17 protein-coding genes are annotated in these 25,858 nt (G+C 67.6%); 4 read left to right on the forward strand and 13 right to left on the reverse strand.

Translation table 11 applies throughout. The features are described from left to right. Positions 1 to 34: 34 nt before the first annotated feature. The 4 genes from ASE69_RS07525 to ASE69_RS07540 form a co-directional block, all read right to left on the reverse strand. A complete protein-coding gene (locus ASE69_RS07525) occupies positions 35 to 1,945 on the reverse strand; it encodes a tetratricopeptide repeat protein (RefSeq protein ID WP_235518250.1) in 1,911 nt (636 codons plus the stop codon). 103 nt (positions 1,946 to 2,048) lie between these two features. Beyond that, the gene (gene prsR, locus ASE69_RS07530) at positions 2,049 to 3,407 is read right to left on the reverse strand and encodes a PEP-CTERM-box response regulator transcription factor (RefSeq protein ID WP_056484840.1); all 1,359 of its coding nucleotides are present in this window, start codon (positions 3,405 to 3,407) and stop codon (positions 2,049 to 2,051) included. After that, positions 3,404 to 5,443, reverse strand: a complete 2,040-nt coding sequence (gene prsK, locus ASE69_RS07535; RefSeq protein WP_056484842.1) for an XrtA/PEP-CTERM system histidine kinase PrsK — start codon at positions 5,441 to 5,443, stop codon at positions 3,404 to 3,406. The genes prsR and prsK overlap by 4 nt, the downstream gene beginning before the upstream one ends. A 19-nt stretch (positions 5,444 to 5,462) precedes the next feature. Continuing rightward, on the reverse strand, positions 5,463 to 6,851 hold the full coding sequence (locus tag ASE69_RS07540; RefSeq protein WP_056484844.1) for a TIGR03013 family XrtA/PEP-CTERM system glycosyltransferase: 1,389 nt from the start codon (positions 6,849 to 6,851) through the stop codon (positions 5,463 to 5,465). A 161-nt stretch (positions 6,852 to 7,012) separates the two neighbouring features. On the opposite strand from ASE69_RS07540, the gene ASE69_RS07545 reads away from it, so the two are divergent. Beyond that, the gene (locus tag ASE69_RS07545) at positions 7,013 to 8,101 is read left to right on the forward strand and encodes a mannose-1-phosphate guanylyltransferase/mannose-6-phosphate isomerase (RefSeq protein ID WP_082452968.1); all 1,089 of its coding nucleotides are present in this window, start codon (positions 7,013 to 7,015) and stop codon (positions 8,099 to 8,101) included. Positions 8,102 to 8,146: 45 nt separating this feature from the next. Here ASE69_RS07545 and ASE69_RS21970 read toward each other — a convergent pair whose 3' ends face one another. Further along, positions 8,147 to 8,326 carry a hypothetical protein gene (locus tag ASE69_RS21970; protein WP_156362224.1) on the reverse strand — a complete coding sequence of 60 codons (180 nt, stop codon included), beginning with the start codon at positions 8,324 to 8,326 and terminating at the stop codon, positions 8,147 to 8,149. Positions 8,327 to 8,564: 238 nt separating this feature from the next. Here ASE69_RS21970 and ASE69_RS07550 point away from each other — a divergent pair, with 238 nt between their 5' ends. Next, positions 8,565 to 10,379 carry a DUF885 domain-containing protein gene (locus ASE69_RS07550; protein ID WP_056485287.1) on the forward strand — a complete coding sequence of 605 codons (1,815 nt, stop codon included), beginning with the start codon at positions 8,565 to 8,567 and terminating at the stop codon, positions 10,377 to 10,379. Between the two features lie 414 nt (positions 10,380 to 10,793). On the opposite strand, the gene ASE69_RS07555 is transcribed toward ASE69_RS07550, so the two are convergent. The 8 genes from ASE69_RS07555 to mutY form a co-directional block, all read right to left on the reverse strand. Next, positions 10,794 to 13,097, reverse strand: a complete 2,304-nt coding sequence (locus ASE69_RS07555) for a glycoside hydrolase family 3 C-terminal domain-containing protein (RefSeq protein ID WP_056484846.1) — start codon at positions 13,095 to 13,097, stop codon at positions 10,794 to 10,796. 85 nt (positions 13,098 to 13,182) lie between these two features. Continuing rightward, positions 13,183 to 16,722: a hydantoinase B/oxoprolinase family protein gene (locus tag ASE69_RS07560; protein ID WP_056484848.1), complete on the reverse strand. Its 3,540-nt coding sequence runs from the start codon at positions 16,720 to 16,722 to the stop codon at positions 13,183 to 13,185. A gap of 7 nt (positions 16,723 to 16,729) precedes the next feature. Beyond that, positions 16,730 to 17,791, reverse strand: coding sequence for a PLP-dependent cysteine synthase family protein (locus ASE69_RS07565; protein ID WP_056484849.1), 1,062 nt, complete (start codon positions 17,789 to 17,791; stop codon positions 16,730 to 16,732). Continuing rightward, complete coding sequence (locus tag ASE69_RS07570) at positions 17,788 to 19,824, reverse strand: M3 family metallopeptidase (protein ID WP_056484850.1); 2,037 nt, start codon at positions 19,822 to 19,824, stop codon at positions 17,788 to 17,790. The genes ASE69_RS07565 and ASE69_RS07570 overlap by 4 nt, the downstream gene beginning before the upstream one ends. A 10-nt stretch (positions 19,825 to 19,834) precedes the next feature. After that, positions 19,835 to 21,241 (reverse strand): L-serine ammonia-lyase, encoded by a 1,407-nt coding sequence (locus ASE69_RS07575; RefSeq protein WP_056484851.1) that lies wholly within the window; start codon positions 21,239 to 21,241, stop codon positions 19,835 to 19,837. A gap of 55 nt (positions 21,242 to 21,296) precedes the next feature. Beyond that, complete coding sequence (gene nudC, locus ASE69_RS07580) at positions 21,297 to 22,175, reverse strand: NAD(+) diphosphatase (protein ID WP_056485289.1); 879 nt, start codon at positions 22,173 to 22,175, stop codon at positions 21,297 to 21,299. Positions 22,176 to 22,180: 5 nt separating this feature from the next. Then, entirely contained in the window at positions 22,181 to 23,533 is a 1,353-nt protein-coding gene (locus tag ASE69_RS07585; protein WP_056484852.1) for a serine hydrolase domain-containing protein, read from the reverse strand. Then, positions 23,530 to 24,594, reverse strand: coding sequence for an A/G-specific adenine glycosylase (gene mutY, locus ASE69_RS07590; protein ID WP_056484854.1), 1,065 nt, complete (start codon positions 24,592 to 24,594; stop codon positions 23,530 to 23,532). Before mutY ends, ASE69_RS07585 begins: the two co-directional genes overlap by 4 nt. A 26-nt stretch (positions 24,595 to 24,620) precedes the next feature. Between mutY and ASE69_RS07595 the strand changes: the two genes are divergently transcribed. Both ASE69_RS07595 and ASE69_RS07600 read left to right on the forward strand, forming a co-directional pair. After that, positions 24,621 to 25,184, forward strand: coding sequence for a DUF721 domain-containing protein (locus ASE69_RS07595; RefSeq protein ID WP_156362225.1), 564 nt, complete (start codon positions 24,621 to 24,623; stop codon positions 25,182 to 25,184). After that, the gene (locus ASE69_RS07600; RefSeq protein ID WP_056484856.1) at positions 25,184 to 25,849 is read left to right on the forward strand and encodes a thioredoxin domain-containing protein; all 666 of its coding nucleotides are present in this window, start codon (positions 25,184 to 25,186) and stop codon (positions 25,847 to 25,849) included. The genes ASE69_RS07595 and ASE69_RS07600 overlap by 1 nt, the downstream gene beginning before the upstream one ends. The last annotated feature ends 9 nt before the right edge of the window (positions 25,850 to 25,858 follow it).

Genomic DNA, 25,858 nt, shown 5'->3' on the forward strand with positions numbered 1-25,858 from the left:
GAGGCAAGGGTTCCGAAGGCAGGACCGGTAGCGTTCAGCCAAGCTGGCGGCGGTGGCCTGCAATCACCGCATCGCCCGGCGCGAGTCGGACCGCCTTGTCGAGCAATTGGCGCGCGCCACCGACGTTCCCGCTCGCCGCCAAGGCGATACCGTAGGCATCCGCCGCAGCTGCATTCATCGGCGCGAGACTATACGCAGCGTTACCGTAGCGAACAGCAATGGCGCCGTCGTCGCTACCCGCATAGGCGAGCGCAAGGTCGCTTAATACGCCACCATCCCGGTTGCCGACCCTCCGCCGCACGCCTTCCAGCGTCTCGATCGCCTTGTCCCAATCCCCCGACGCGACCTGCCAATGCCCCAGCAGGCGCAATCCGGTCAGGCTTTGCGGGTTCTGCGACAGATACAGCGCCAGCGAGGCCGCTGCGTCCTGCGCGCGCCCGGCGCGTCCAAGCGCATCGACCAGACGCAACATCGTCGGTTCGTCGAACGACAGATCCGCGGCACGCGCATAGACCCCGGCCGCCTCGGGATAGCGCCCGGCAACACCCAGCGCGTCCCCAAGCGCCAGTTGCGCGGCAGGTGCGCCGGGGCTCGCCGTGACCAGCGCACGCGCCCGAGCAATTGCGCCGACAGTATCCCCACGCGCGATCTGGCCGCGGATCACCCCCAGCACATAGGTCGGGTCGTTCGACGCAGCATCGGCAACGGCCAACAACGCACCGACCGAATCGTCCGTGGCGAAGATCGCAGCAGACGCCGTCCGTCCTCCCGCCTCACGATCGACGAACTGTGCGGCAGCCTGCGTATCCCCGGCTGCTTCGAACGCCCGCGCAATCGTCGTCAGCGCATAGCTGTCCGCGTCGGTGCGCAGCCCGATCGGCCGCAGCACGCCCAGCGCCGCCTGCGCATCCCCCGACCGGAGCAACGCCGCGCCCAACAGCCGGCGCGCGGTTACATTAAGCGGCTGGATCGCGACCAGCTGTCGCCACGTGACCGCCGCCTGTTCGAACTTGCCTTCCGCATAGTAGAGACTGCCCGACAGCAGCATCGCACCCGGCAAGCCGGTAACCGCGCCACCGGCTCGCTGAAGCAGTCCGCGCGCCAGATCGATGCGTCCTGCGCGCGCGGCCAATACCGCCTGGAGGTACAGCGCCTGCGGGCTGCCCGGCCGCGCCAACAGCGCGCGACGCGTCGCCGCCAGCATGTCGGCATTCCGCCCCGCCTCGCCCAGCGTCGCCGCATATTCGATCAGCGCGGGGTGATAATAGGCGTCGCGCTGCAACGCCGCCTCGAACCACGGTAGCGCGGCAACGAGCCCGTAGCGGCTGCGGATCACCTCCCCCTGCAAAGTCAGCACCGCAGGTTCGCCCCGCGCCAGCGTCACCGCGCGCGCCGCCGCAACCGACGCGCCACCGACATCGCCCGCCGTCAACCGGATGCGGCCAAGATCCGTCCACGCCGCGCCATCGGTAGGCACCTGCTCCAGCAGCGCCCGAAGCACCGCCTGCGCCTCTACCGGCTTGCCTTGCGACGCCAGCGCCCGTGCCTGAATTCGCACAGCGTACCCGGCATATCGCGGTTGCGCCTGCGCCGCCTCGTCGATCGCGCCATCGGGGTCGCCCTGCAACAATCGCGCATGTGCCTGAAGTTGATGCAGGCGATCCGCGGACAACCCCGCGTCGGTCGCCCGCGCCAGTTCCGCCTCCGCCGCAAGCCCGTCGCCGAGTTCGAGGTACGCGCGCGCCAGCACCGCATGCGCGATCCCCAACGTCGGGACAGCTTTGATCGCGGCCTGCGCGTTGGTCCGCGCGGCACTGTAGTTCCCCGCCGCCAGCGTCGTCAGGCTGTCGGCCAGCGACCGACGCGCATCTGGCCGCGGCGGACGAGTCGCGAGGGCGATCGCGATACCGACGATCAGCAGACACAGGACGCCGATCGCAACCAAGCGTGTATATCTCGCCGTTACGACGCCGCGCATCTTCAGGCGCCGACGCCGGCCCCGGCTCAGCAACGGATAACGATGCGTGTGCGTCGCCGCGGATCCGGTCTCAGGCATGGAGATCATAGCTTTTCAGGAGGTCGTACAGGGTCGGACGGCTGATCCCGAGCAACCGCGATGCGCCCGAGATATTGCCGTCGGCGCGCGCCAGCGCCTGCCGGATCGCTTTCCGGTCGGCGAGTTCGCGAGCCGCGCGCAGGTTGAGCGCCGCGGCCTCCTCGCTCTTCCCGTCGAGGTCGAGATCGGTGGCCGTGACGAGCTTGCCATCGGCCATGATGACCGCGCGCTTGATCCGGTTCTCCAACTCGCGGACGTTGCCCGGCCAGCCCCAGCCGTCGATCGCGGCGCGCGCATCGGGGGCGAGGCCAGTGACGACGGGGTTCATCGTGCGAGCATAGCGCGTGACGAAGTGCCGCGCGAGCAGCACCGCATCGCCGGTCCGCGCGGCCAGTGCCGGTATCCGCACGACGATCTCCGCGAGCCGATAATACAGGTCCTCGCGGAACCGCCCGTCCGCCACCATCGCGTCGACGTTCTGGTGAGTCGCGCAGACGATACGCGTGTCGACCGGGATCGCCTTCCGCCCGCCGACGCGTTCGATCACGCGCTCCTGCAGGAACCGCAACAGCTTAACCTGCAGCGCGAGCGGCACGTCGCCGATCTCGTCGAGGAACAGCGTGCCGCCCGCAGCCTGTTCGATCTTGCCCTCGGTCGTCTTCACCGCACCGGTAAACGCGCCCTTCTCATGACCGAACAGCTCGCTTTCGAGCAACGTCTCGGGGATCGCCGCGCAGTTGATCGCGACGAAATTCCCCCGCGACCGTGGCGACGCGTCGTGCAGTCCGCGCGCGAGCAGTTCCTTGCCGGTACCGCTCGCGCCGAGCAGCATGACCGAGACGTTGGCAGGCGCGACCCGCTCCAGCGTGCGCGTGACCACCGCCATTTCGGGCGAAGCGCTGATCAACCCGCCGAACCCGCCCGCGTCGATCCGCGCGGCAAGCCGGCGATTCTCGGCCTCCAGCGCATGGACATGAAACGCACGGCTGACGATCATCCCGAGCGCGTCGATGTCGATCGGCTTGGCGTAGAAGTCCCAGGCCCCGTCGGCGATGGCCTGCAACGCACTTTCGCGCGCGCCGTGCCCTGAGGCGACGATCACCTTGGTATCGGGCTTCATCGCCAGAATATCGCGCAGGGTCGCAAACCCTTCGGTGACTCCGTCCGGATCGGGCGGCAGGCCGAGGTCCAGCGTGACGACCGCGGGCTCATGCGCGCGCACCGCATCGAGCGCCTGCGCCCGATCGCTCGCCACGACGATCTCATAGCCCTCATATGCCCAGCGCAATTGCCGCTGCAGCCCGAGGTCGTCCTCGACGATCAGCAGGACGGGGCGCTCGTTTCCGCTCACGCCGCCACCTCCAGCGCCGCGACCGCGGGCAGCAGGATGCGGAAGCGCGTGCCCTCACCCTCCCGGCTCGCGACGTCGAGCGAGCCGCCCATAGCGTGCACCAGTTGCCGCGCCTCAAACGCGCCGATCCCGAAGCCGGCGGGCTTGGACGATACGAACGGCTTGAACAGCTGATCACGGACGAAGCCCGGCGTCATGCCACAGCCATGGTCGATCACGTCGATCGCGACCTGTTCGCCGATCTTCTCGACGACCAGTAAAACAGGCGCATCCGCAGCGCTCGCCTCGACCGCATTCTGGACCAGCTGCCCCAGCACCTGTTCGAGGCGCGCCGCGTGCCCGAGCGTCCAAACCGGACCGCCCTGCGCGACAATCGGGTGCTGCGCCTTGCGATCGGCCGCGACTCGCTCGACGATAGTGGCGACGTCGATCGGCTGGAGCGGTTCGCCGCGGACGGGCCCATGCTGCGAAAGGCGGGCAAGCAGCGCGTTCATGCGATCGGACGAGTCCTTGAGAGTAGCGACCATGTCGACACGAAAATCGGGATTGTCCGCGTGCCGCTCGGCGTTGCGCGCAACCAAGGTCAATTGGCTTACAAGATTCTTTATATCGTGGAGAATGAACGCGAACCGGCGGTTGAACTCGTCGAACCGCGCCGCATCCGCCAGCGCCGCATGCGCGCGGTCCTCGGCAAGGTAACTCGCCGCCTGCCGCCCCGCGACCCGAAGCAGGTCGAAATCCTCCCAGTCGAGCGCACGGTCGACCGGCGGGCGCGCCAGCACGATCGCACCAACCAGCGTGCCGCCGTGCACCAGAGGCACGATCGCCCAAGCCTCGGGGCACTCGCGGAGCCAGTCGGGAACGCTCGTCACGTCGTCGCCTGGCGCGGTACCGGCGCGGACGCGGTCCAGTTCGACGATCCGCGCGTCCTGCGCGAGATAGCGCGCCAACGTCTCGTCACGCGGACCATCGGCCGCTCCCGCCCAGTTCCACGTCGCGCCCGGCCCCAACGACGCCCCATCGGGCACCAGCAACAGCCCCCCGGGCGAGTCGGTCAGGTCGGCGATCGACTTCACCACGCGACAATCGAGCGACTCCGCACCGGCATCGGGTCGGCCCAGCGTATCGGTGAAGCGCTGCCACTCGGCACGGTAGTCATAGCGGTGGCGAAACAAATGCTTGGCCACCTTCACCTTGGCCCATGCCCGCAGCCAGGGCGTCGACAGCAGCGCCACCACCATCGCCGTCGCGCCGAACACGATCGCCGTCTGCGCCACCCGCGCATAGGGTCCGGCGAGGCTGGCGACGATGGCGGTCGCCAGCGTAGTGATGCCCGCGTAGAGGACCAGCGCGATCGCCGACAAGGCTCGCACCGCGATCGGTCGCGACAAGGCGAGCGTCCACTCGCCGCTGCGGTGCACGCCGACGACGAGCAGAGCCGCGACACCGATCATCACGACGCCCCGCGCGACGAACGCGATCGGGGCTGCCACCATCAAGGCATAGGCCAAGGCCGCCACCAGCAGATCGACGCCCCACATCGCGGCAAGCGCCAGCATCACCAGCCGGACGCCGCCCCGCGATGCCGGCGCGGCCTGATACAGGTGATGCGTGAGGACGAGCGCGCTCACCGCCTCCATCATGCCGAGCATTCCGCGCGCGGACGCGACCGCAGCGAACGCCTCGTCGTGTAGGACGGCAACTTCCACGAAGGCGAGCAGCGCCGCGCCACCGGCGAGCGTCATCACCACCAGATACACCGCGTCCAGCGCCCGGTTGCCCGTATGATCGCGCCGCACCATTGCCAGCATGAACCCGAGCCAGGCGACATCGCGAACGCTCGCCGCGACGCGAGTCGCGATGTCCTGCGCCCCGATCCCCGCGACCGCGAGCGCCCACAGGCTCGTCGCGACCAACGCCGCCAGCAATGCCCGATGCGGCCAATGCCCGCTCGGCCGCCGCATCTGCCCGAGCGCCACCGCGCCGAACAGCAACGCAGCGAGCGCATGGCTCCACAGGACCAGGGCGGCGATCATGCGAGGCCCGGTGCGACGATCACCGCGCGCCCGCCGGCCACAACACCACGCGGAGAGTCTGCAACAGGATCAGCATGTCGAGGAACGGCGAATAATTCTTCGCGTAATACAGGTCGTATTCGAGCTTGTGGCGCGCATCCTCGATCGACGCGCCATAGGGATAGTTGATCTGTGCCCAGCCGGTGATCCCGGGCTTCACCATATGCCGCTCGGCGTAGAACGGTAGCTGCTCCTCGAGCTGCTGGACGAACTGCGGGCGTTCGGGGCGCGGGCCGACGAAGCTCATCTCGCCCTTCAGCACGGTCCAGGTCTGCGGCAGTTCGTCGATCCGTACCTTGCGGATGAAGCGACCGATCCGCGTGATCCGTGGATCATCCTCCGCCGCCCAGACCGCCTTGCCCGCGACCTCGGCGTCCTGCCGCATCGAGCGCAGCTTCAAGATGTCGAACCCCTCGTTGTAGAGCCCGACACGGCGCTGGCGATAAAAGGCCGGCCCCTTCGACTCGAGCTTGATCGCGATCGCGGTGAGCAGGATGATCGGCAGCGTGACGACCAGCAGCAGTCCGCTGGCGACGATGTCGAACGCGCGCTTGAACACGCTCGACAGCATCCGGCTGGAGGCGAACCCGTCCGAGAAGATCAGCCAGGACGGGTTGACGCTTTTCAGGTCGATGCGCCCCGTCTCGCGTTCGAGGAAGCTCGATATCTCGCTGACCTGCACGCCGGTGGTGCGGACGCGGAGCAGATCCTTCATCGGCAGGGCGTTGCGGCGTTCGTCGAGCGCCAGCACGACCTCGCTCGCATTCTGGTCGACGATATGCGCGGCAAGATTGGGAATGTCGGCGCGCGGCATCGCGCCCTGGACCACCGGGTCCGCCTCGCCCATCAGGACGAAGCCCGCGACGACGAAGTTGACGCCGGGTTGCGCAGCGAGCGTCTCGATCCGCGCCGCGCGAGTGCCGGCGCCGAGCACGACGATCCGCCGCTTGAACGTCTCGCCGCCGAGCGTCTTGCCGAGCACCGCGCGGACCGTGACGAGCAGGACGGTCGCGATCACCGTCGCGTACAGCAGGTTCGATCGCCACAGCGCGAGCGGGGGCACGAGGAAGAAGATCAGCGACAGGAACATCACGCCCAGCGAGAGCGCCACCGCCAGCCGCGCGGCAGCAAAGCGCAGCGACAGGAACGACGCGACGCCGTACGCGCCGACCGCGACCAGCGAGACCTGCAATGCGAGCGCGAACGTCAGCAACTGCGCGATCCGGGTATGGATCGGCCCGACCTCCATGCCGATCTGATGCGCGCGGACGATCCAGCCGATCTCCGCCGACGCGATCAACAACACCGCATCGACGAGGCCGAGCAGGAGGACCGCATAGGGTACGTAATGCTTGAAGAGCCGTATCATCGTTCGCTATCCCGACGCACCAGTGTAAACGCTTCCGACACCTGAACGCCACGTTTCGCAGTAAAACACCAAAAAAGCCTGAAGACTGCATGCCAATCCGATCATTCGGCGATTGGCGCGCGAAATTGCCACGTTATAGCTCGGCGCCAGCAGGAGGCTTCATGACCGCACGTAAGATCGTTCCCGTTATTCTTTCAGGCGGTTCGGGCACGCGCCTCTGGCCGATGTCGCGCCCCGAAATGCCCAAGCAGATGCTGGCGCTGACGGCGGACGAGACGATGCTGCAACTGACCGCGGGCCGCGCGTTCGGCGAGCGCTTCGCCGCACCCATCGTGGTCGCGAACGCGCGTCACGCGGACCTCGTCGAGCAGCAGCTTGCCGAGGCCGGCGCAACCCTGCAGGCGCTGATCCTCGAGCCGATCGGTCGCAACACCGCGCCCGCCATCGCGCTCGCCGCGATCGCCGCGGGTGGCGGCGGCGACGCGTTGCTAGTGATGCCGTCGGATCACGTCATCGGCGACATTCCGGCCTTCCATGCCGCGATCGAGGCGGCGATGCTGCTCGTCACGCAAGGTTGGCTCGTCACGTTCGGGATCGCACCCGATGCGCCCGAAACCGGCTATGGCTGGATCCAGATCGGCGACGAGCTTCAGCCCGGCGTCAACCGCGTCGCGCGGTTCGTCGAGAAGCCCCCGCTCGACAAGGCGCAGTCGATGCTCGCCAGTGGCGATCACGCCTGGAACGGTGGGATCTTCCTGTTCCTCGCCGACGCCTACCTCGAGGCGCTCGCACAGTTCGATCCGGGCATCCTGACAGCCACACAGGAGGCGATGGACAAGGCGCGTACCGAGGGCTCGCGGATCTACCCCGACGCGGTCGCCTTCGCCGCCTCGCCCGATGACTCGATCGATTACGCGGTCATGGAAAAGGCCGACCGGGTCGCGGTCGTGCCGGTCGCGATGGGCTGGAACGACGTCGGCAGCTGGGACGCGCTCCACGCGATCAGCGACACCGACGGCGACGGCAACGCGCACCGCAGCCACGGCGACGGTGCCGTGCTGGCGATCGACACGAAGAACTGCTTCGTCCGTAGTGACGGCGTCCGCATCTCGCTGGTCGGCGTCGAGGACCTGATCGTGGTCGCGAGCGGCAACGACGTGCTGATCATGCCACGCGGCCGCAGCCAGGAAGTGAAGAAGCTCATCGAGGCCATGAAAACCGCTGCGAAGAACGCCGCGCCGACCAACTGAGGTCAGGACATAGAATCGGTCCGGCCGCGCGCCGGACCGATCGAATTACGGTTTCCTGCGGGTCTTCGGCACCTGCGACAGGCGCGTGAGCAGCGTCGGAATGTCCTCGGTGATCATCGTGTCCGTGGGAGTCTGCCAGGACGAGCGCAATCTTTCGCCGACATCGTGCAATCGTGCGCCGGCTTCACGCCTGCCGGCTTCACGCCTGGATGTCTCGTCTCGCACGTCTACCTCACCTACGCATACACCCGACGGCATCCTTCGGGGGGGTAAGGACACCGCCGGGCTCTCGGGTCAAACCGACGATATCCGCGCTTGTTCCGGCGGTTTCCCGCGGTTTTGCCATATGCGCATGTTTCGCGCCGGTTCCGGCCGCAGACGCGTTGAAATTCCCGTTTCCGAAGCGCTGGCGGTCCGCACCGAGATCGGCTTAGATGCGCCAAAGTTCACGGGAGAATTCGTCATGGATCGTCGCCAGTTTCTCGCATCGGGGGGCGTCGCCGCGCTCGCCACAACGCTGCTGCCGTCGTCGGCCTTCGCGCAGTCGAGCGGCGACACCGCGCTCAACGCCGATTTCGAGCGAATCTTCCAGGCGAGCGTCGCGCGGTCGCCCGAACTCGCGACGTCGCTTGGTCTCGACAAGGGGCCGCTAGCATCGCTGAAGGGGCAATTGTCGCCACGCACTCCCGACAAGCGTGCGCGCGACGTCGCCGAGACCAAGGCTGCGCTCGCCAGTCTCGCTCGCTACGACGGCTCAGGCCTGTCACCCGCGGCCAAGCTCAACCTAGAAGTCGTCCGCTACTCGCTCGCCACGCAGATCGCCGCACCCGAGAAGTTCGCCATGGACAGCCCGATCCGCCCCTACCGGATCTTCCAGCAGGGCGGCGCCTATTTCCAGGTGCCCGACTTCCTCAACACCGCGCACACGATCAACGCCACCCCCGATGCCGAAGCGTATTTGTCGCGGCTCGACCAGTTCGGCACGGTGCTCGATCAGGAAAGCGCGATGCAGCAGGCCGAGGCGGCCCGCGGCCTGCTCGCACCCGGCTGGTCGCTCGACTTGACGCTCGGCCAGATGCGAAAACTTCGCAGCCAGCCGGCGGCCACGTCGAGCATTGTCCAGTCGCTGGTGAAGCGCGCGGCGGCGAAGGGCCTGACCGGCGACTGGCAGGCGCGCACCGCCAAGATCGTCGACGCGAAGGTCTATCCCGCGCTCGATCGCCAGATCGCGCTGATGGAACGGCTGAAGCCGACCACGAAGCCCGGTGACGGAATCTGGCGCGTGCCCAATGGCGACGCGATCTACGCGATGGCACTGAACCAGGCGACCACCACGACGATGAGCCCCGACGAGGTCCACCGCATCGGCCTCGCACAGGTCGCGGAAATCACCGCGCAGCTCGACACGATCCTGAAGTCGCAGGGCTTCACGACCGGCACGGTGGGCGAGCGCTTGGCCAAGCTGAACGTGACGCCGGACCAGCTCTACGCGAACACGCCGGAGGGCCGCACCGAGCTGATCGCCGGCCTGAACGACGGCATCAAGGCGATGTACGCCAAGCTGCCCCAGGCGTTCTCCGAGGTGCCGACCCAGCCGCTCGAAATCCGCGCCGTTCCCCTCGAGATCCAGGACGGCGCATCGAACGGCTATTACAACCGCGCCTCGCTCGATGGCAGCCGCCCGGCGATCTACTTCGTCAATCTGAAGGACGTCGGCGACTGGCCGAAATACACCCTGCCGTCGCTCACCTATCACGAAGGCGTACCCGGGCATCACCTCCAGATCAGCCTCGCGCAGGAATCGAAGGACATCCCGACGCTCCGGAAGATCGGCTTCTTCTCGGCCTATTCGGAAGGCTGGGCGCTGTACGCGGAGCAACTGGCGGACGAACTCGGTGCCTATGCGTCGCCGTTGGAGCGCGCCGGCTATCTCCAGTCGTTCCTGTTCCGCGCGACGCGTCTGGTGGTCGATACCGGCATCCACGCGAAACGCTGGAGCCGCGAGAAGGCGACCGACTACATGGTCGCGACGACCGGCTTCGCCCGGCCCCGCACGCAGCGCGAGGTCGAGCGCTATTGCACGCAGGCAGGCCAGGCGTGCAGCTACAAGGTCGGCCACATGGCATGGACGCGCGCACGGATGAAGGCGAAGGCGGCGCTAGGCGACAAGTTCGACCTGAAGCAGTTCCACGATATCCTGAAGGAAGGCGCGATGCCGCTCACGATCCTGGAACGCCGCGTCGACGAGCGGATCGCGGCGATGAAGGCGAGGGGATAACCGAAGCGCGCTGATCCTCCCCCGCCAGGGGGAGGTGGCACCGAAGGTGACGGAGGGGGAGGACACGGAACGTCACTTCCGCCAACCCCCCCTCCGTCTAGCAACGCCAGCACCTCGCCCTCGACGGGGGATCAGGTGGCAGAACCTATTTCCCTCACCTCCACACGCGAAAAGCGCCGGGAGGGCCCTTCCCTTTCCATTATGGAGAGGGACTTCTCACCCTGTTCGCATCTAGTCAGGCACACCGCTCACCCACACCCGTTCGTGCCGAGTAGAGACCGAGTAGCCCCCTTGGGCGTATCGGGGGCTCGTATCGAGGTACAGGTTCCGCGCGACACCCCGTCCCTCGATACGCCGTCTCGATACGCTTCTACGAAGCTACTCGCCGCCTACTCGGGACGAACGGACGAGCTCTCACTTCCCCCCACGATCCAGCGTCTGCGCCGCAACCCGCACCGTCACCGTCTGCACGACATCAGCCGCCGACGTCGCCAGCATCACCTTGTAGTCGCCGCCAGCGATCTTCCATCCGCCGCTCGCGACATCGAACGTCGCCAACAACCGCGGGTCCACCGTCACCGAAACAGCCTGCTCCGAACCCGGCGCGAGATCGACCTTGCGGAAAGCCCCGAGCCGCTTGGGCGCCTCCCAGCCCGCACCCGACACATAGACCTGCGCGACCGCCTTGCCCTGCACTGCGCCCGTGTTCTTCACCGAGAACCCGGCCTTGATCCCCTTGCCCTGAGGCGCGGCGGTCAAACCGCCCATCGCAAAAGTCGTGTAGGAAAGCCCGTAACCAAACGGGAACAGCGGCTTCGCGCCGGTCTTGTCGAACCACTTATAACCGACTGCGGCGCCCTCGATGTCGTAATTGCCCATCGGATGCGAATCGCGGTCGAGCTTGGGATCACCTTCGATTTTCAGGCGCGGCAGCTGCGCGAGCCACGCCGGGAAGGTCGCGGGCAGATGCCCCGACGGATTGACCTCGCCGGTCAGCACGCGCGCGATCGCCTCGCCGCCAGCCGTGCCCGGATACCACGCCTCCAGCACCGCCCCGACCTTGCCGAGCCACGGCATCACCACCGGGCCACCGGTTTCGAGCACGACCACCGTCTTCGCGTTCGCCCCCGTGACCGCGTCGATCAGCGCGTTCTGGTCAGCCGGCAGGTTCAAGTCGGGCACGTCGAACGACTCGCCCGTCCACTGCTCGCCGAACACGACGACGACGTCCGCCCGACGCGCCGCAGCAGCAGCCGCCTTGACGTCCTTGCCGTCGAGATACGTCACGGTCGCGCCGGTCCGCGCCTGCAATGCCTTCATCGGCGACGACGCGTGATAGGTCTTGGGGCCGGGGAAACCGCTCGGGAATTCGTCCGCCACGATCAGGCCATTGGCCGGCGCGTTATGCGAATAGACCTGGCTCGAACCGCCACCCGACAGCACACCGACATCGGCATGCGCGCCGATCAACAGGATCGACTTGGCCGTCTTGGCGATCGGCAACAGCCCCGCGGTGTTCTTGAGCAGGACGATGCCCTCTTCCGCGTCCGCGCGCGTCACTGCAGCATGGGCAGCGTAATCGATCGTCGTCGCACGATCGCCCGCCACGACCTTGTCGAACGCTCCTACGGAAAACATCCCCCACAGTACGCGCCGCGCCATGTCGGTCGCGCGCGCCTCAGCCACATGCCCATTGTTGACCGCCTCGCGCAGCGCATCCGCAAAATAGGCCGAGCGATCGAACGCCCAGCCGGACTGCTGATCGAGCCCGGCATTGGCCGCCTCGCTGGTCGAATGCGTCGCGCCCCAGTCGGACATGACATAGCCCTTGAAGCCCCAATCGCGCTTCAGCACCGTGTTGAGCAGCCAGTCGTTCTCGCACGCATAATGGCCGTTCACGCGGTTGTACGAGCACATCACCGAGCCGGGCTGGCCGACCTCGTTGGCGATCTCGAACGCGAGCAGGTCGGACTGGCGTGCCGCCTGTTCGCCGATCTTGTGATCGATGTTGTTGCGGTTCGTCTCCTGACCGTTGAAGGCGTAATGCTTCATCGTCGATACGACGTGCTGCGACTGGATTCCCTTGATCTCGTGCCCGGTGATGACGCCCGCCAGCAACGGATCCTCACCGCCATATTCGAAATTGCGGCCATTCCGCGGTTCGCGCGTCAGGTTCATCCCGCCCGCGAGTTGTACGTTGAAGCCCGACAGGAATGCCTCGTTGCCGATCATCGCGCCGCCGGCCTGCGCCAGTTCGGGATTCCAGGTCGCCGCGGTAGCGATCCCGGAGGGCAGCGAGGTGCGCAGGCGCGGCGTCGGCCCGCGCTGGCTGGCGACACCGACGCCGGCATCGGTCTGCCACTGGTTCGGGATGCCAAGCCGCGGAATGCCGGGCACGATCCCGGCGGAAGCGGCCAGCCCGTCCTTCGGATAGACCCAGTTCTTGACCGGCGTCTTCAGCCAGTCGGCATTGGTTGCAAAGTACCCGAAGGTGAGCTGCAGCTTCTCGTCGAGCGTCATCTCCTTGAGGAGCAGGTCGACGCGCGCATCGGCGCCCAGCGCGGTGTTCATCCACGGCCGCGCCTTGGGAGCCTCGGTCCGCGCCGCCGCCGCACCGGGTGCGTTGTTGGTCGTCTGCGCCACGGCGGGCGCGGCGATCGCCAGCACCGATCCCGCGAGCAGACGGACGAACAGGGCGCGGGAACGGGATGCGGTCATGGGCTTCACTTTCAGGCTGATCGAATGCCGTGTGTGCCGCGTTCGTCGCGTTACCGCAACCAGCCGTCGCACGGCACGTGTGCGATCACGCCTGGCCGAAGCCACCCCCGCCGGGCGTCTCGATCACGAACACGTCGCCGGCGTGCATGTCGACCTTGGCGGTCGAGCCAAGCCGTTCGACGCCGCCATCCGCGCGCTCGACCGTCGCCGAGCCGAGTCCGCCACCTTCGCCGCCAGCCATGCCAAACGGCGGGACGCGGCGATGGTTGGCGAGGATGCAAGCAGTCATGTCCTCGAGAAACCGGACCCGTCGCGTCGCGCCGTCGCCGCCGTGGTGCGCGCCGGCCCCGCCCGAGCCGCGACGCATCGAGAATTCCTCGAGCAATACCGGGAAGCGCGTTTCGAAGACTTCCGGGTCGGTCAGCCGGCTGTTGGTCATGTGCGTCTGGATCACCGACGCGCCGTCGAAGCCGGGGCCCGCACCTGCTCCCCCCGCGATCGTCTCGTAATATTGATGCGTGTCGTTGCCGAAAGTGAAGTTGTTCATCGTCCCCTGGCTCGCCGCCATCGCGCCGAGCGCGCCGAACAGCGCGTCGGTGACGACCTGGCTGGTCTCGACGTTGCCAGCGACGACCGCGGCCGGGTAGCGCGGGTTGAGCATCGAGCCTTCGGGCACGCGGATCGTCACGCCGCGCAGGCAGCCGTCGTTGAGCGGGACGGCCTCGTCGATTAGTGCACGGACGACGTAGAGCACGGCGGCACGGACGATCGAGACGGGGGCGTTGAAGTTGGTCGGACGCTGCTCGCTGGTGCCGGCGAAGTCGACCTCCATCGTCGCCTCCTCGCGATCGACGCGGACTGCCACGCGGACGACGGCGCCGTCGTCCATCTCATAGGCGAACACGCCATCGTCGAGCGTCGCAATCAGGCGGCGGACGGCGGCGTCGGCATTGGCCTGGACGTGCTCCATGTACGCAGCGACGACGTCCGTGCCGTACTCGTTCGCGAGTCGTATGAGACCAGTCGCGCCGCGTGTGCAGGCTGCTAGTTGCGCGGCGAGATCGGCGATGTTCTGGTCGATGTTGCGCGCCGGATAGGGCCCGCCAGCGAACACAGCGCGCAGTTCGGTTTCGAGGAACCGCCCTTCGTCGACCACCAGCACGTCATCCAGCAGCACGCCCTCTTCTTCGACCGAGCGGCTTTCAGGCGGCATCGATCCAGGGGTGATCCCGCCGACATCTGCGTGATGGCCGCGCGCGGCGACGAAGAACGCGGGTGTGTCGCCGTCCTCCGCGAACACCGGCATGATGACGGTGATATCGGGCAAATGCGTGCCGCCACGATACGGCGCATTGAGCGCGTAGGCGTCACCGCGGCGGATACCGCGGCCGTCTGCGCCGCCGCCCCGCGCGTCGATGATCGTGCGGATGCTCTCGCCCATCGAGCCGAGGTGGACCGGGATGTGCGGGGCGTTGGCGACGAGGTTGCCGTGCGCGTCGAACAGCGCGCAACTGAAGTCGAGGCGTTCGCGGATGTTGACCGATGCCGCCGAGCGCTGGAGCGCGGCGCCCATTTCCTCGGCGATGCTCATGAACAGACCGGCGAAGATCGCCAGCCGGACGGGATCGGATTCGGTGCCGATGCTAGCGCCGATCCGGGGTGCGATCCGGTCGAGGATCAGATTGCCGATCGGATCGACGCGCGCGCGCCAGCCGGGCTCGACGATCGTGGTGGAGACGCTATCGAGGATCAGCGCGGGACCGTCGATGGCGTGGCCGGCGGGCAGGCCTTCGCGGGCAAGGACGGGCGTGTCGTGCCATGCGCCGGCCATGTAAACCGGGGGGACGGACAGCGGCGAGGCTGGCTCGTCGGGGAAGGCGACCAGCGCGGCGTCGATCGGCGGACTCTCGGCGATCGCCTCGGCTACGATCCGGTCGGCGACTAGCGGTGCTTCGCTGGCGAACCCGAACTGCGCGATATGCGCGGCGTCAAAAGCGGCGATCATCGCTGCCGAGTCGTCGAGATCGAGCTCGATGGTGTGGTCGGTCTGGCCTCGGCGCAGATGCACGCGGCGTTCGATCCTAACCTTGTCAGCCGCGACACCCTGCGCGACCAGTGCTTCACGGGCATCCTCCGCCAGACCGTCCAGCGCCTGCGTGATCGCGGCATAGTCCGCGAACGCAGCACCCGAGGTCGCCTCGCGGAGCACGCGGCGATCGGCGAGCCCCATGCCACACGCCGACAGGACGCCGGCCAGCGGATGGATCATCACCCGGTCCATCGCCAGCGCATCGGCGACGAGGCACGCATGCTGCCCTCCGGCTCCACCGAAGCAGGCGAGCGTGTAGCGCGTGACGTCGTGCCCGCGCGCGACGGAGATCGTCCGGATCGCATTCGCCATATTCGCCACCGCGACCGCGACGAACCCTTCTGCCGCGACCTGCGGATCGAGCGGCAATTCCGCGAACCGGGCGGTCACCGCCTCGGCATCGAGCGGCTGGTCGCCTGCCGGCCCAAACAGCGCCGGGAAGAATTCGGGGCGCACTTTGCCGAGCATCACGTTGCAGTCGGTCACCGTCAGCGGCCCGCCGCGGCGATAACACGCCGGCCCCGGCACCGCGCCCGCGCTCTCGGGGCCGACGATCAGCCGCTCGCCATCGAACCGGCAGATCGAGCCGCCGCCTGCCGCAACCGTGTGGATCCGCAGCATCGGCGCCCGGATGCGGGCGCCTGCAATCAGCGTCTCGGTGTCGCGCTCGTACGTCCCGGCGTAGTGCGAGACATCGGTCGAGGTGCCGCCCATGTCGAAGCCAATGACGTGCTCGAACCCGGCCTCGCGAGCAGTCGCGGCCATGCCGACGATGCCGCCCGCCGGCCCCGACAGGATCGCGTCCTTGCCGCGAAAGCCCGCGCCGTCGACCAGTCCGCCCGACGACTGCATGAACAGCGCCCCCTGCCCCAGCGCGTCGCTCAGGCCCGCGACATAGCGATCGACGACCGGCGATAGATACGCATCGACAACGGTCGTATCGCCGCGCCCAATCAGCTTGATCAACGGCGCAACGCGGTGACTGACCGAGATCTGGGTGAAACCAATCTCGGCCGCGATTGCCGCCAGCGCTTCCTCGTGCGTCGTGAAGCGATAGCCGTGCACGAGAACAATCGCGACGGCGCGCAGTCCGCTATCGAACGCGGCCTGCAATCCTGCACCGGCCGCGTCGACGTCGAGCGGACGGAGCACATCGCCCTCCGCCCCGACCCGCTCATCGATCTCCACAACCTGCGCGAACAGCGGCGGCGGACGGTTCACATCGCGCACGAAAATGTCGGACCGCTCCTGGTGACCGATCAGCAGCGCATCGGCGAACCCGCGGGTGATCGCGAGACACGTCGGCTCGCCCTTGCGCTCGAGCAGCGCGTTGGTCGCGACCGTCGTCCCGATCCGCACTTCGAGCGGCACGTCCGCCCCATCAGTCAGCCGCCGGATCGCCTCGACCGCCGCATCATCATAGCGTTCGGGATCTTCCGACAGCAGCTTGGCGGTGACGATCCGCCCGTCCGGTTGCCGCGCGACGACGTCGGTGAACGTGCCGCCGCGGTCGATCCAGAACTGCCATGTGGTCATCGGTTACTCAGCCCAGAAGTTGCGTCATCCGCGCCGCGGGATCCGTCCACGCGACCTCGCGATCGTCGAGCCATGAATCGTCGTAATAGGTGCAGCCATAGCGGTCGCCGCCATCGCACAACAGCGTGACGATGCTGCCCGTCTCGCCCGCCGCCGCCATCTCCTCGACGATCTGCGCGCACGCCCAGAGGTTGGTCCCGGTCGAGCCGCCGACGCGCCGGCCGAGCCGATCGGACAGCGCACGCATTGCGCCGATGCTGTCGGCATCCTCGACCGCGATCATCCGGTCGATGACGCTCGGCACGAAGCTCGGCTCGACCCGCGGCCGCCCGATCCCCTCGATCCGCGACGCGCACCCTTCCGGCAACGCGACCACCGAGCGATCCTCAAAATGACGATGGAAGACCGAGTGGACCGGGTCCGCGACGCACAGTTTCGTATCGTGGCGGCAATAGCGGATGAAGCGCCCGATCGTCGCCGACGTGCCCCCCGTCCCCGCGCCGCAGACGATCCAGGACGGGCACGGATGCTCCTCCTCGGCCATCTGCGCGAAGATGCTCTCGGCGATGTTGTTGTTCCCGCGCCAGTCGGTCGCCCGCTCGGCATAGGTGAACTGGTCGAGATAATGCCCGCCGGTTTCGGCCGCGAGCCGGTGCGACACCGCGTAGACCGTGCGCGGATCGTCGACCACGTGGATCTCGCCGCCGTGAAAGCGGATCGCGTCGAGCTTCGGCTTGGCGGTGGTCGCCGGCACCACCGCGATGAACCGCAGCCCCAGCATTTTCGCGAAATACGCCTCCGACACCGCAGTCGACCCCGACGAGGATTCGATCACCGTCGTCTCCGGCCCGATCCATTCGTTGCACAGCGCGTACAGGAACAGCGACCGCGCGAGCCGATGCTTGAGGCTGCCGGTCGGGTGCGAACTCTCGTCCTTCAGGTACAGCACGATGCCGGGATACCGCGGCAAATCCACCCGGATCAGATGCGTGTCGGCGGACCGGTTATAGTCCGCCTCGATCCGCCGCACCGCCTCCGACAACCAGCGCCGGTCGACGGGCTTTGTCACCCTTGCAGCCCGTGACGGACCAGCATCGCGGTCGGCTCGGGGTCACGCCCGCGGAACGCGCGGAAGCTCTCCGCCGCCGGCCGCGTCGCCCCGCGCGCGAGCACTTCCTCACGGAACCGGTCGCCGGTCTTGCGATCGACCAGGCCCGCTTCGGCAAACGCCTCGAAGCCATCCGCCGCCAGCAATTCGGCATAGAGATAACTGTAATAGCCCGACGCATAGCCGCCCGCGAAAATGTGGCTGAACGCGTGCGGGAAGCGGTGCCATGCAGGCGGGCGGATCACCGCCACCTCGTCGCGCACCGCCTCGATCACCTCGATCGGATCGCTGCCCATCGTGCCGAGATGCAGCAGCAGGTCGAACAGCGCGAACTCGACCTGGCGCAGGATGAACATCCCCGCCTGGAAATGCCGCGCCTTCACCATCCGCTCGAACAGGTCGGCGGGGAGCTTCGCGCCGGTCTTGTAGTGCCCCGACATGCCGGTCAGCACGTCCTTGTCCCAGGCGAAATCCTCCATCAGCTGGCTCGGCAGCTCGATCGCGTCCCATTCGAAACCATTGGTGCCGGCGATGCTCGGCCGGTTCACCTTGGTGAAGAGCAGGTGGATGCAGTGGCCGGTCTCGTGCAGCAGCGTCGTCACGTCGTTGTGGCTCAGCAGCGACGGCGTCTCGCCCCCATCCGGCGCGAAATTGCAGACCAGATACGCGACCGGCACCGTCACCGTATTGCCGTCGTGCAACCGCGGCCGCGCCTGCGCCATCCACGCGCCGCCACGCTTGCCGGTGCGTGCGTGCAGGTCGAGATACAGCCCCGCGAACACCGTCCCGCTCTCGTCCACCACGTCGAAGAACCGCGCGTCCTCGTGATACAGCGAGACGTCGTCGCGCTCGACGAGCGTGATGCCGAACAGCCGCTGCATCAGCGTCTGCCAGCCCTCCATGACGCGCTCGACCGGGAAATACGCCTTCACCACCTGCGCATCGACCGCATAGCGATCCTGCCGCAACCGGTTCGACACGAAGCCCGCATCCCAGGGCTCGAAATCGGCGATCCCCAGATGTTCGGCGGCAAACGACTTGAGCTCGGCAAGGTCGCGCTCCGCCGCCGGCTTCGCGCGCCGCGCCAGATCGCGCAGGAACGCGATCACTTCGGCGCCATTGGGGGCCATCTTGGTCTCGAGCGACCATGCGACCGGATCGGTGAAGCCGAGCAGCTTGGCGCCCTCGTGCCGCAGTTCGAGGATACGCGCGATCCGCGCACTGTTGTCGAACTCGCCCGCATTCGGCCCCTGGTCCGAAGCCCGCGTCGCGAATGCACGATACATGCGCGCGCGCAGGTCGCGGTTCTCGGCAAAGGTCAGCACGGCGTTGACGCTCGGCTGTTGCAGCGTGACCAACCAGCCCGCCTGCCCCTTCGCCTTGGCGGCATCCGCGAACATCGCCTTGTCCGCGTCCGAAATCCCGGCGAGATCAGCCTCGTCCGTCACCAGCTCAGACCAGGCATCGGTCGCGTCCAGCACCGCGCTGCCGAACTCGTTCGACAGGCCCGACAGCTCGACCGAAATCTCGCTGAACCGATCGCGCGCCTCTGGCTCCAGCGCCACGCCCGACAGCGTGAAGTCGCGGATCGCATGCTCGACCGCGACACGGTCCGCATCCGGCAGGGTCGCGAACTCGGGCGACACGCTCAACGCCACGAAAACCTCGTAAAGGTCGCGGTTCTGCCCGACCTTCATGTCGTTCTCGACGAGCCGCTTCTGCCCCTCCGAATACGCCGCACGCAGTTCGGGCGTGTCCGCGACACCATGCAGATGCGACACCGCCGACCAGATCGCGCCGATCTCGGTATTCGCGCGCTCGTACGGCAGCCACGCGCCCGCGAAATCGGTCGGCCGCGTGGTCGTCAGCGCCTCGACCATCGCCTCGTGCCGCGCGATCGCCTCGTCGAGCGCAGGCGCGATCTGGTCGGGCGACAGCTCGGCGAAACGGGGCAGCGACAGCGTATCGAGAAGCGGGTTCGTCGGGGCAGTCATGGGAAATCCTTCAGCATTCGACGACGTTGACGGCCAGGCCACCAAGCGACGTCTCCTTATATTGCGAGCGCATGTCCTCACCGGTCTGGCGCATCGTCTCGATCACCGCATCGAGGCTGACGATATGGCGACCGTCCCCCCGCAGCGCCAGATACGCGGCGTTGATCGCCTTGATCGCACCCATCGTGTTGCGCTCGATGCACGGGATCTGGACCAGCCCACCGATCGGATCGCAGGTGAGGCCGAGGTTATGTTCCATGCCGATCTCGGCGGCATTCTCGATCTGTTCGTTGGTCCCGCCGAGCGCCGCGACCAGCGCTCCCGCCGCCATCGAGCACGCGACGCCGACCTCGCCCTGGCACCCCATCTCGGCTGCCGAGATCGAGGCGCGCTTCTTGTAGAGAAACCCGATCGCCGCCGCGGTGAGCAGGAAGTCGTGCGCACCCTTCGCCGTCGGGTCCTTCGTAAACGTCTCGTAGAAGCGCAGCACCGCGGGCAGCACACCCGCCGCGCCATTGGTGGGCGCGGTGACGACGCGGCCCCCCGCGGCATTTTCCTCGTTCACCGCCAGTGCGTACAGGCTCACCCATTCGAACACCGCTGACGGATCGGCCGCGGTATCGCGCGCCTGCAACCCCTCGAACAATGCCTTCGCCCGACGCGGCACCTTCAGCCCGCCCGGCAATATGCCCCCCTGTCGACACCCGCGATCGATCGACGCGAACATCGCGCCACGGACGGCATCGAGGAACGCATCCGTCTCACTCTCAGGCCGCCACGCGATCTCGTTCTCGCGGACGATGTCGGCGATCGTCATCCCCGTCGCATCGCCGGTCGCGAGCAGCTCCGCCCCCGACGAGAACGGCCGCGGCAACAGGATGTTCGCCTTCACCGGCCCCGACCCCGCCTCGACGATCGCCCCGCCGCCGATCGAGAAATAGGTCCGCTCGACGCTGCGCCCATCACCGAACGAGGCGGTGAACGTCACCGCATTGGGATGCCCCGGCAGGAAGGTCTGCGCATGGAACAGCAGATGCTGGCTCTCCTCGAACCCGATCTCCACTCGCTCGGCCAGCATCAGCCGCCCACTCGACCGGATCGCCGCCAGCCGCACCGGGATCAGGTCGGGATCGATCGTCTCGGGCTGCGCGCCACTCAGGCCGAGCATCACCGCGCTGTCGGTCGCATGCCCGCGCCCGGTCAGCGCCAGCGAACCATACAAGTCGACGCGCACCGCCGCCGGCCTCTCGTCCGCGACCAGATCGGCGAACAGCCACGCCGCGCGCATCGGCCCGACGGTATGCGAACTCGACGGCCCGATCCCGATGGTGAACAGGTCGAGGATGCTGATCGCCTGGTGGCAATCGGGGCGAGCGCGAGTCTGCTCGTCCGGGCGATCAAAGGTCAGCGGAGTCATGCATCGCCGTTACGAGACTATACCCCACGCCGTCCATCCGAAGCTGACGCAGCGCCTATTCCCCCGCCCATTCCTTCAGCAGCGTATACGCAATCGCATAGGGCGGCGGCGCGACGAACGGCCCATCCTCCCCACGCAACACCGCACGCACCATCTCGCGCGGCACCCACATCGCATCCTCGAGCTCGTTCACGTCCAGCGTGATCGCGTCATCCTCCGCCTCCGCGACGCACGCCATCATCAGCGACGACGGAAACGGCCAAGGCTGGCTCGCGACATAGCGCACCTTGCCGACCCGAACGCCCGACTCCTCGAGGATCTCGCGCGCGACGGCTTCCTCGATCGACTCAGCCGGTTCCACGAAACCAGCCAAAGCGGAATACCGCCCCGGCGGCCACCCCTTGCCGCGCCCGAGCAGCGCACGCCCGTCATGCTCGGCGATCATGATCACCACCGGATCAACGCGCGGGAAATGCTCGGTCCCGCAGTTCGGACACTTCCGCGCCCACCCGGCGCGGAACGGCTCGGTCGGCGATCCGCATTTCGCGCAGAAGCCGTGCCGGACATGCCAGTCGATCACACTCCGCGCACCAGCGTACGTCGCCGCCTCACCGGGCGCGAGCGCGGCCAGTACCGCCATCAGCGCGGGCGAGCGCATCGCCGGCGCGTTGTCGACCCGCATGCCCGCCAGCAGCGCCGCGAAATGCGGCCGCCCGCTCTCGTCGAGCCCAAGCAGGATCGGCTCGGCATCGTCCGGCATATCCGCCATCGACGTCCAGGCGAGATGCCCGTCATCGGTTGTGCCCGGCAGCAACCCATCGAGCACCAGTAGCCGCGCACGCCAGTCGCGCTGCGCCGCCGCCAGCCCTTCCGGGTCATGACGCAATGCATCGGACCGGTCGAGCGTCCCACCGGTAAACCCTGGTGCGTCCATCACGCTCATCGGCGCAACCTCGCCGCATCCTGGAGCAGCGCCTCGACCACCTGCTGGCGGAGCGGTATCCGGTCCGCCGGGAAGTAATTGACCATCACATTGCCGCGCGAATGCTTCGCCGGATCGACCCACGCGATCGTGCCCGCGGCACCACCCCAGGCATAGGTGCCCTTGCCCGGCCCGTTCGGCGTATCCGCGAGCACCACGGAGCCGCCCGCGCCGAAGCCCATGTTGCTCCCCTGCGTACCCCCGGTGCCGCCGCCGACTCCGCCGAACACGACGCCCGCCGGCAACAGGTTCGACGTCGCCAGCGCGATCGTCTCGGGCTTCATCACGCGCACGCCATCGAGCGTGCCGCCGTCCTGGATCATGTGCAGGAACCGGTCGTAGTCGCGGGCCGACATCACAAGGCCGGCACCGCCATACGGGAAGCTCGGCTTCTGCAGGAACACCGAGTTCGCCGCCGGATCGAGCGGCGTTCGCGTATCGCCGACGAACGCATAGTTGGTCGCCAGCCGCCCGACCTCGCTCTGCGGCACCTGCCAGAAGCTCGACCGCATCTTGAGCGGATCGAACAGCCGCGTCTGGACGAACCGCTCGAAGCTCATGCCGCTCGCGACCTCGATCACGCGTCCCATCACGTCGAGCCCGATCGAATAGCTCCACTTCGTCCCCGGCTCGGCGATCAGCGGCAGCGTCGCGACACGGTTCGCGAACTCCTCGAGCGACTTCGGCCGAACGGGCCGCATCTTCTCTTCCATCGCCGCGCTGACCGACAGCGGCAGGATCCCGAGCCGCTCATATTCCTTGAGCAGCGGTCCCTTCGTGACGATCGTGTAGCCGAGCCCGGCGGTATGCGTCAGCAAATTGCGGATCGTGATCGGCCGCGTCGCCGGGCGCGTGGCGAGCGACGTGTCGGAGCTGGTCGCGACCTTCATGTCCTTGAACGCCGGGATATATTTGCTGACCGGATCGTCGAGGTTGAGCTTGCCGTCCTCGACCAGCATCATCGCCGACATGCCGGTGATGGGCTTGGACATCGAATAGACGCGCCACAGCGAATCAGGGCCCGCCGCCGGAGCATTCGGATCGTCACTGATCTTGCCCGCCGAAGGAAACAGCGTCGGACCGTCACCGGCGCCGAACGCACCGACGATCCCCGGCATCTTGTCCCGCGCGACATAGCTGTCGAACAGCGCGGACGTCGCGGGCAGCAGCGCGTTGACCGGGATCGTCATCCGCGGCGTCGGTCGAGCCTGCGGGCTCATTTGCGGACGCGGTTGCGCCTGCTGGGCATAGGCCGTGGCGGCGGCCAGCGCGGCGAGTCCGCCCGTCGAAATCCAGTGCACCAGTTTCATGCAGCTCTCCGTATGGCCCCGTTCCGTATGGCTTTGCCGGCCTTGGCGAAAACGGTCGGGAGCCCGGCGGTATCCAGCTCGTCGATCGGCCACCATTCGCTTGCCGTTGGAACGCGCGGTTGATGCGCCTCGACCGTCGCCACCGCAAGCGTCAGTTGCAGATCGAAATGCGTAAATCCATGCGCGACCGTAACGTCCAGCATCCGCCAGTCAGCCTGCGCCGGTGCATCCTCGAAACCGGGCGCAACATCACCCCAAGGCCCGGTCGGAAACGCGCGCATCCCGCCGAGCAGACCCTTGTCCGGCCGCCGCACCAGCAACACCTGCCCGTCGCGCTCCAGCCAGAAGATCGTCCCGTACCGCTGGGGCTTGGCCGCCTTCTTCGCCTTCACCGGCAACCGCTCGGGCGCGCCCTGCTTGAAGCCTTCGCAAAACGCGCGGATCGGACACAGCAGGCACTTCGGCGCGCGCGACGTGCAGATCCCCGACCCCAGGTCCATCATCGCCTGCGCGAAATCGCCCGCCCGAGCGTCCGGCGTGATCGAGTCCGCCGCGACCCGAATCGCAGGACGCGCCGCCGGCAACGGTGTCTCAATCGCAAACAGCCGCGCGACCACCCGCTCAACATTCGCATCGACCACCACCGCGCGCTCGCCAAACGCGATCGCCGCCACCGCCGCCGCCGTATAAGCGCCGAGCCCTGGCAGCGCGCGCAGCTCCACCTCGGTCCGCGGAAAGTCTCCGCCATGCTCGGCCACCACGGCCTTCGCCGCCTTCACCAGATTGCGCGCCCGAGCATAATACCCAAGCCCAGCCCAAGCCGCCATCACATCGGCGTCATCCGCCGCCGCCAGACTCGCGAAATCCGGCCACCGCGCGGTCCACGCGAGAAACCGCGGCGTGACGGCGGCGACGGTCGTCTGCTGCAACATCACCTCGGACAGCCACACCCGGTACGGATCGACCGCCTCGCCCGGCTTCGCACGCCACGGCAGGTCGCGGCGATGCGCGTCATACCAGTCGAGCAGGGCCCCGGAGACCGAAGAGCGCTTGGCGTTCACGCGTCGCCTATGGCATGGGTTCGCAGATGAGCAAGCCGCCCGTTTCTGTGCCTAAATCTGCGACGCCCAAGCCGGCGACGAAGCGCATTAAAGGCAGGACCGATCCCGACGCCCCGCGCGAGAACCGCTCGCGCGCGGTCGCCGAGCTGTTGCCTGCGATCGGCGGCGCGGCATTCCGGCGATTCGGCTTCGTCCAGTCGTCGATCGTCAGCCGCTGGCCCGAGATCGTCGGCGCCAAACTGGCGGGCGCGAGCATCCCCGAATCGATCCGCTTCCCGGTCGGCAAGAAACAGGACGGCGTCCTCACCCTTACCGTCCGCGGCGCGCACGCACCGATGATGCAGCACATCGCGCCCGAGATCATCGAGCGCGTGAACCGCTTCTTCGGCTATGCCGCGATCGTGAAGGTCGCGATCCGCCAGGGCGAGGTCGCCGCCCCCGCGCCCCGCAAGGCGCCCCCTTCATTGCGCCCAGTCCCCGTCGATCTCGGTGCGAGCTTGAAGGGCATCGCCGATCCGGAACTGCGCGCCGTCCTCGAATCCCTCGCCGCCGGCGTCGCCTCGACGCACGGCCTTCCCAGGATCAACTGATGCGCGTCTTGCTTGCCGTCTTCGCCCTCTTCCTACTGACCGGTGCCGCGCCCAAGCGCGACTGGTCGCAGACCGCGCGCATCCTTCCCTCGGGCGCCTACCTGATCGGCAACCCCGCCGCCCGCGTGAAGCTCGTCGAGTATGCGAGCTACACCTGCTCGCACTGCGCCGACTTCTCGGTGAAGTCCGAACCCGTGCTCAAGCGCCAGATGATCGCGTCGGGCTCGACCAGCCTCGAAGTCCGCAGCTTCATCCGCGACCGGCTTGACCTCGCAGCGGCGATCCTCGCCCGTTGCACCGGTCCGAAAGGCTTCTCCGCCACCTCGTCCGCGATCTTCGCCGCACAGCCGCAATGGCTCGAGCGCGGGATCGAATATCAGCAGGGCAACGCCGCCCGCCTCGCGATGTACCCCGCTTCGGCCCAGATTCGCGCCAACGCCGACGGCTCCGGCCTGACCGCGTTCGTCAAGGCACGCGGTCTGTCCGATGCGGCGATCGATGCATGCTTCGCCAACCAGCCCGAGATCGACCGCATCGTCAAACTGACCGCCGACGCGCCCAAGGAGATCGACTCCACGCCGACCTTCTACCTCAACGGCAGACTCGTCCCGCACGTCGGCTGGGAACAGCTCGAACCCGCGCTCCGCAAGGCCGGCGCCCGTTAATTCACGTGA

Source organism: Sphingomonas sp. Leaf208, from assembly GCF_001421415.1.
Taxonomy (GTDB): Bacteria; Pseudomonadota; Alphaproteobacteria; order Sphingomonadales; family Sphingomonadaceae; genus Sphingomonas.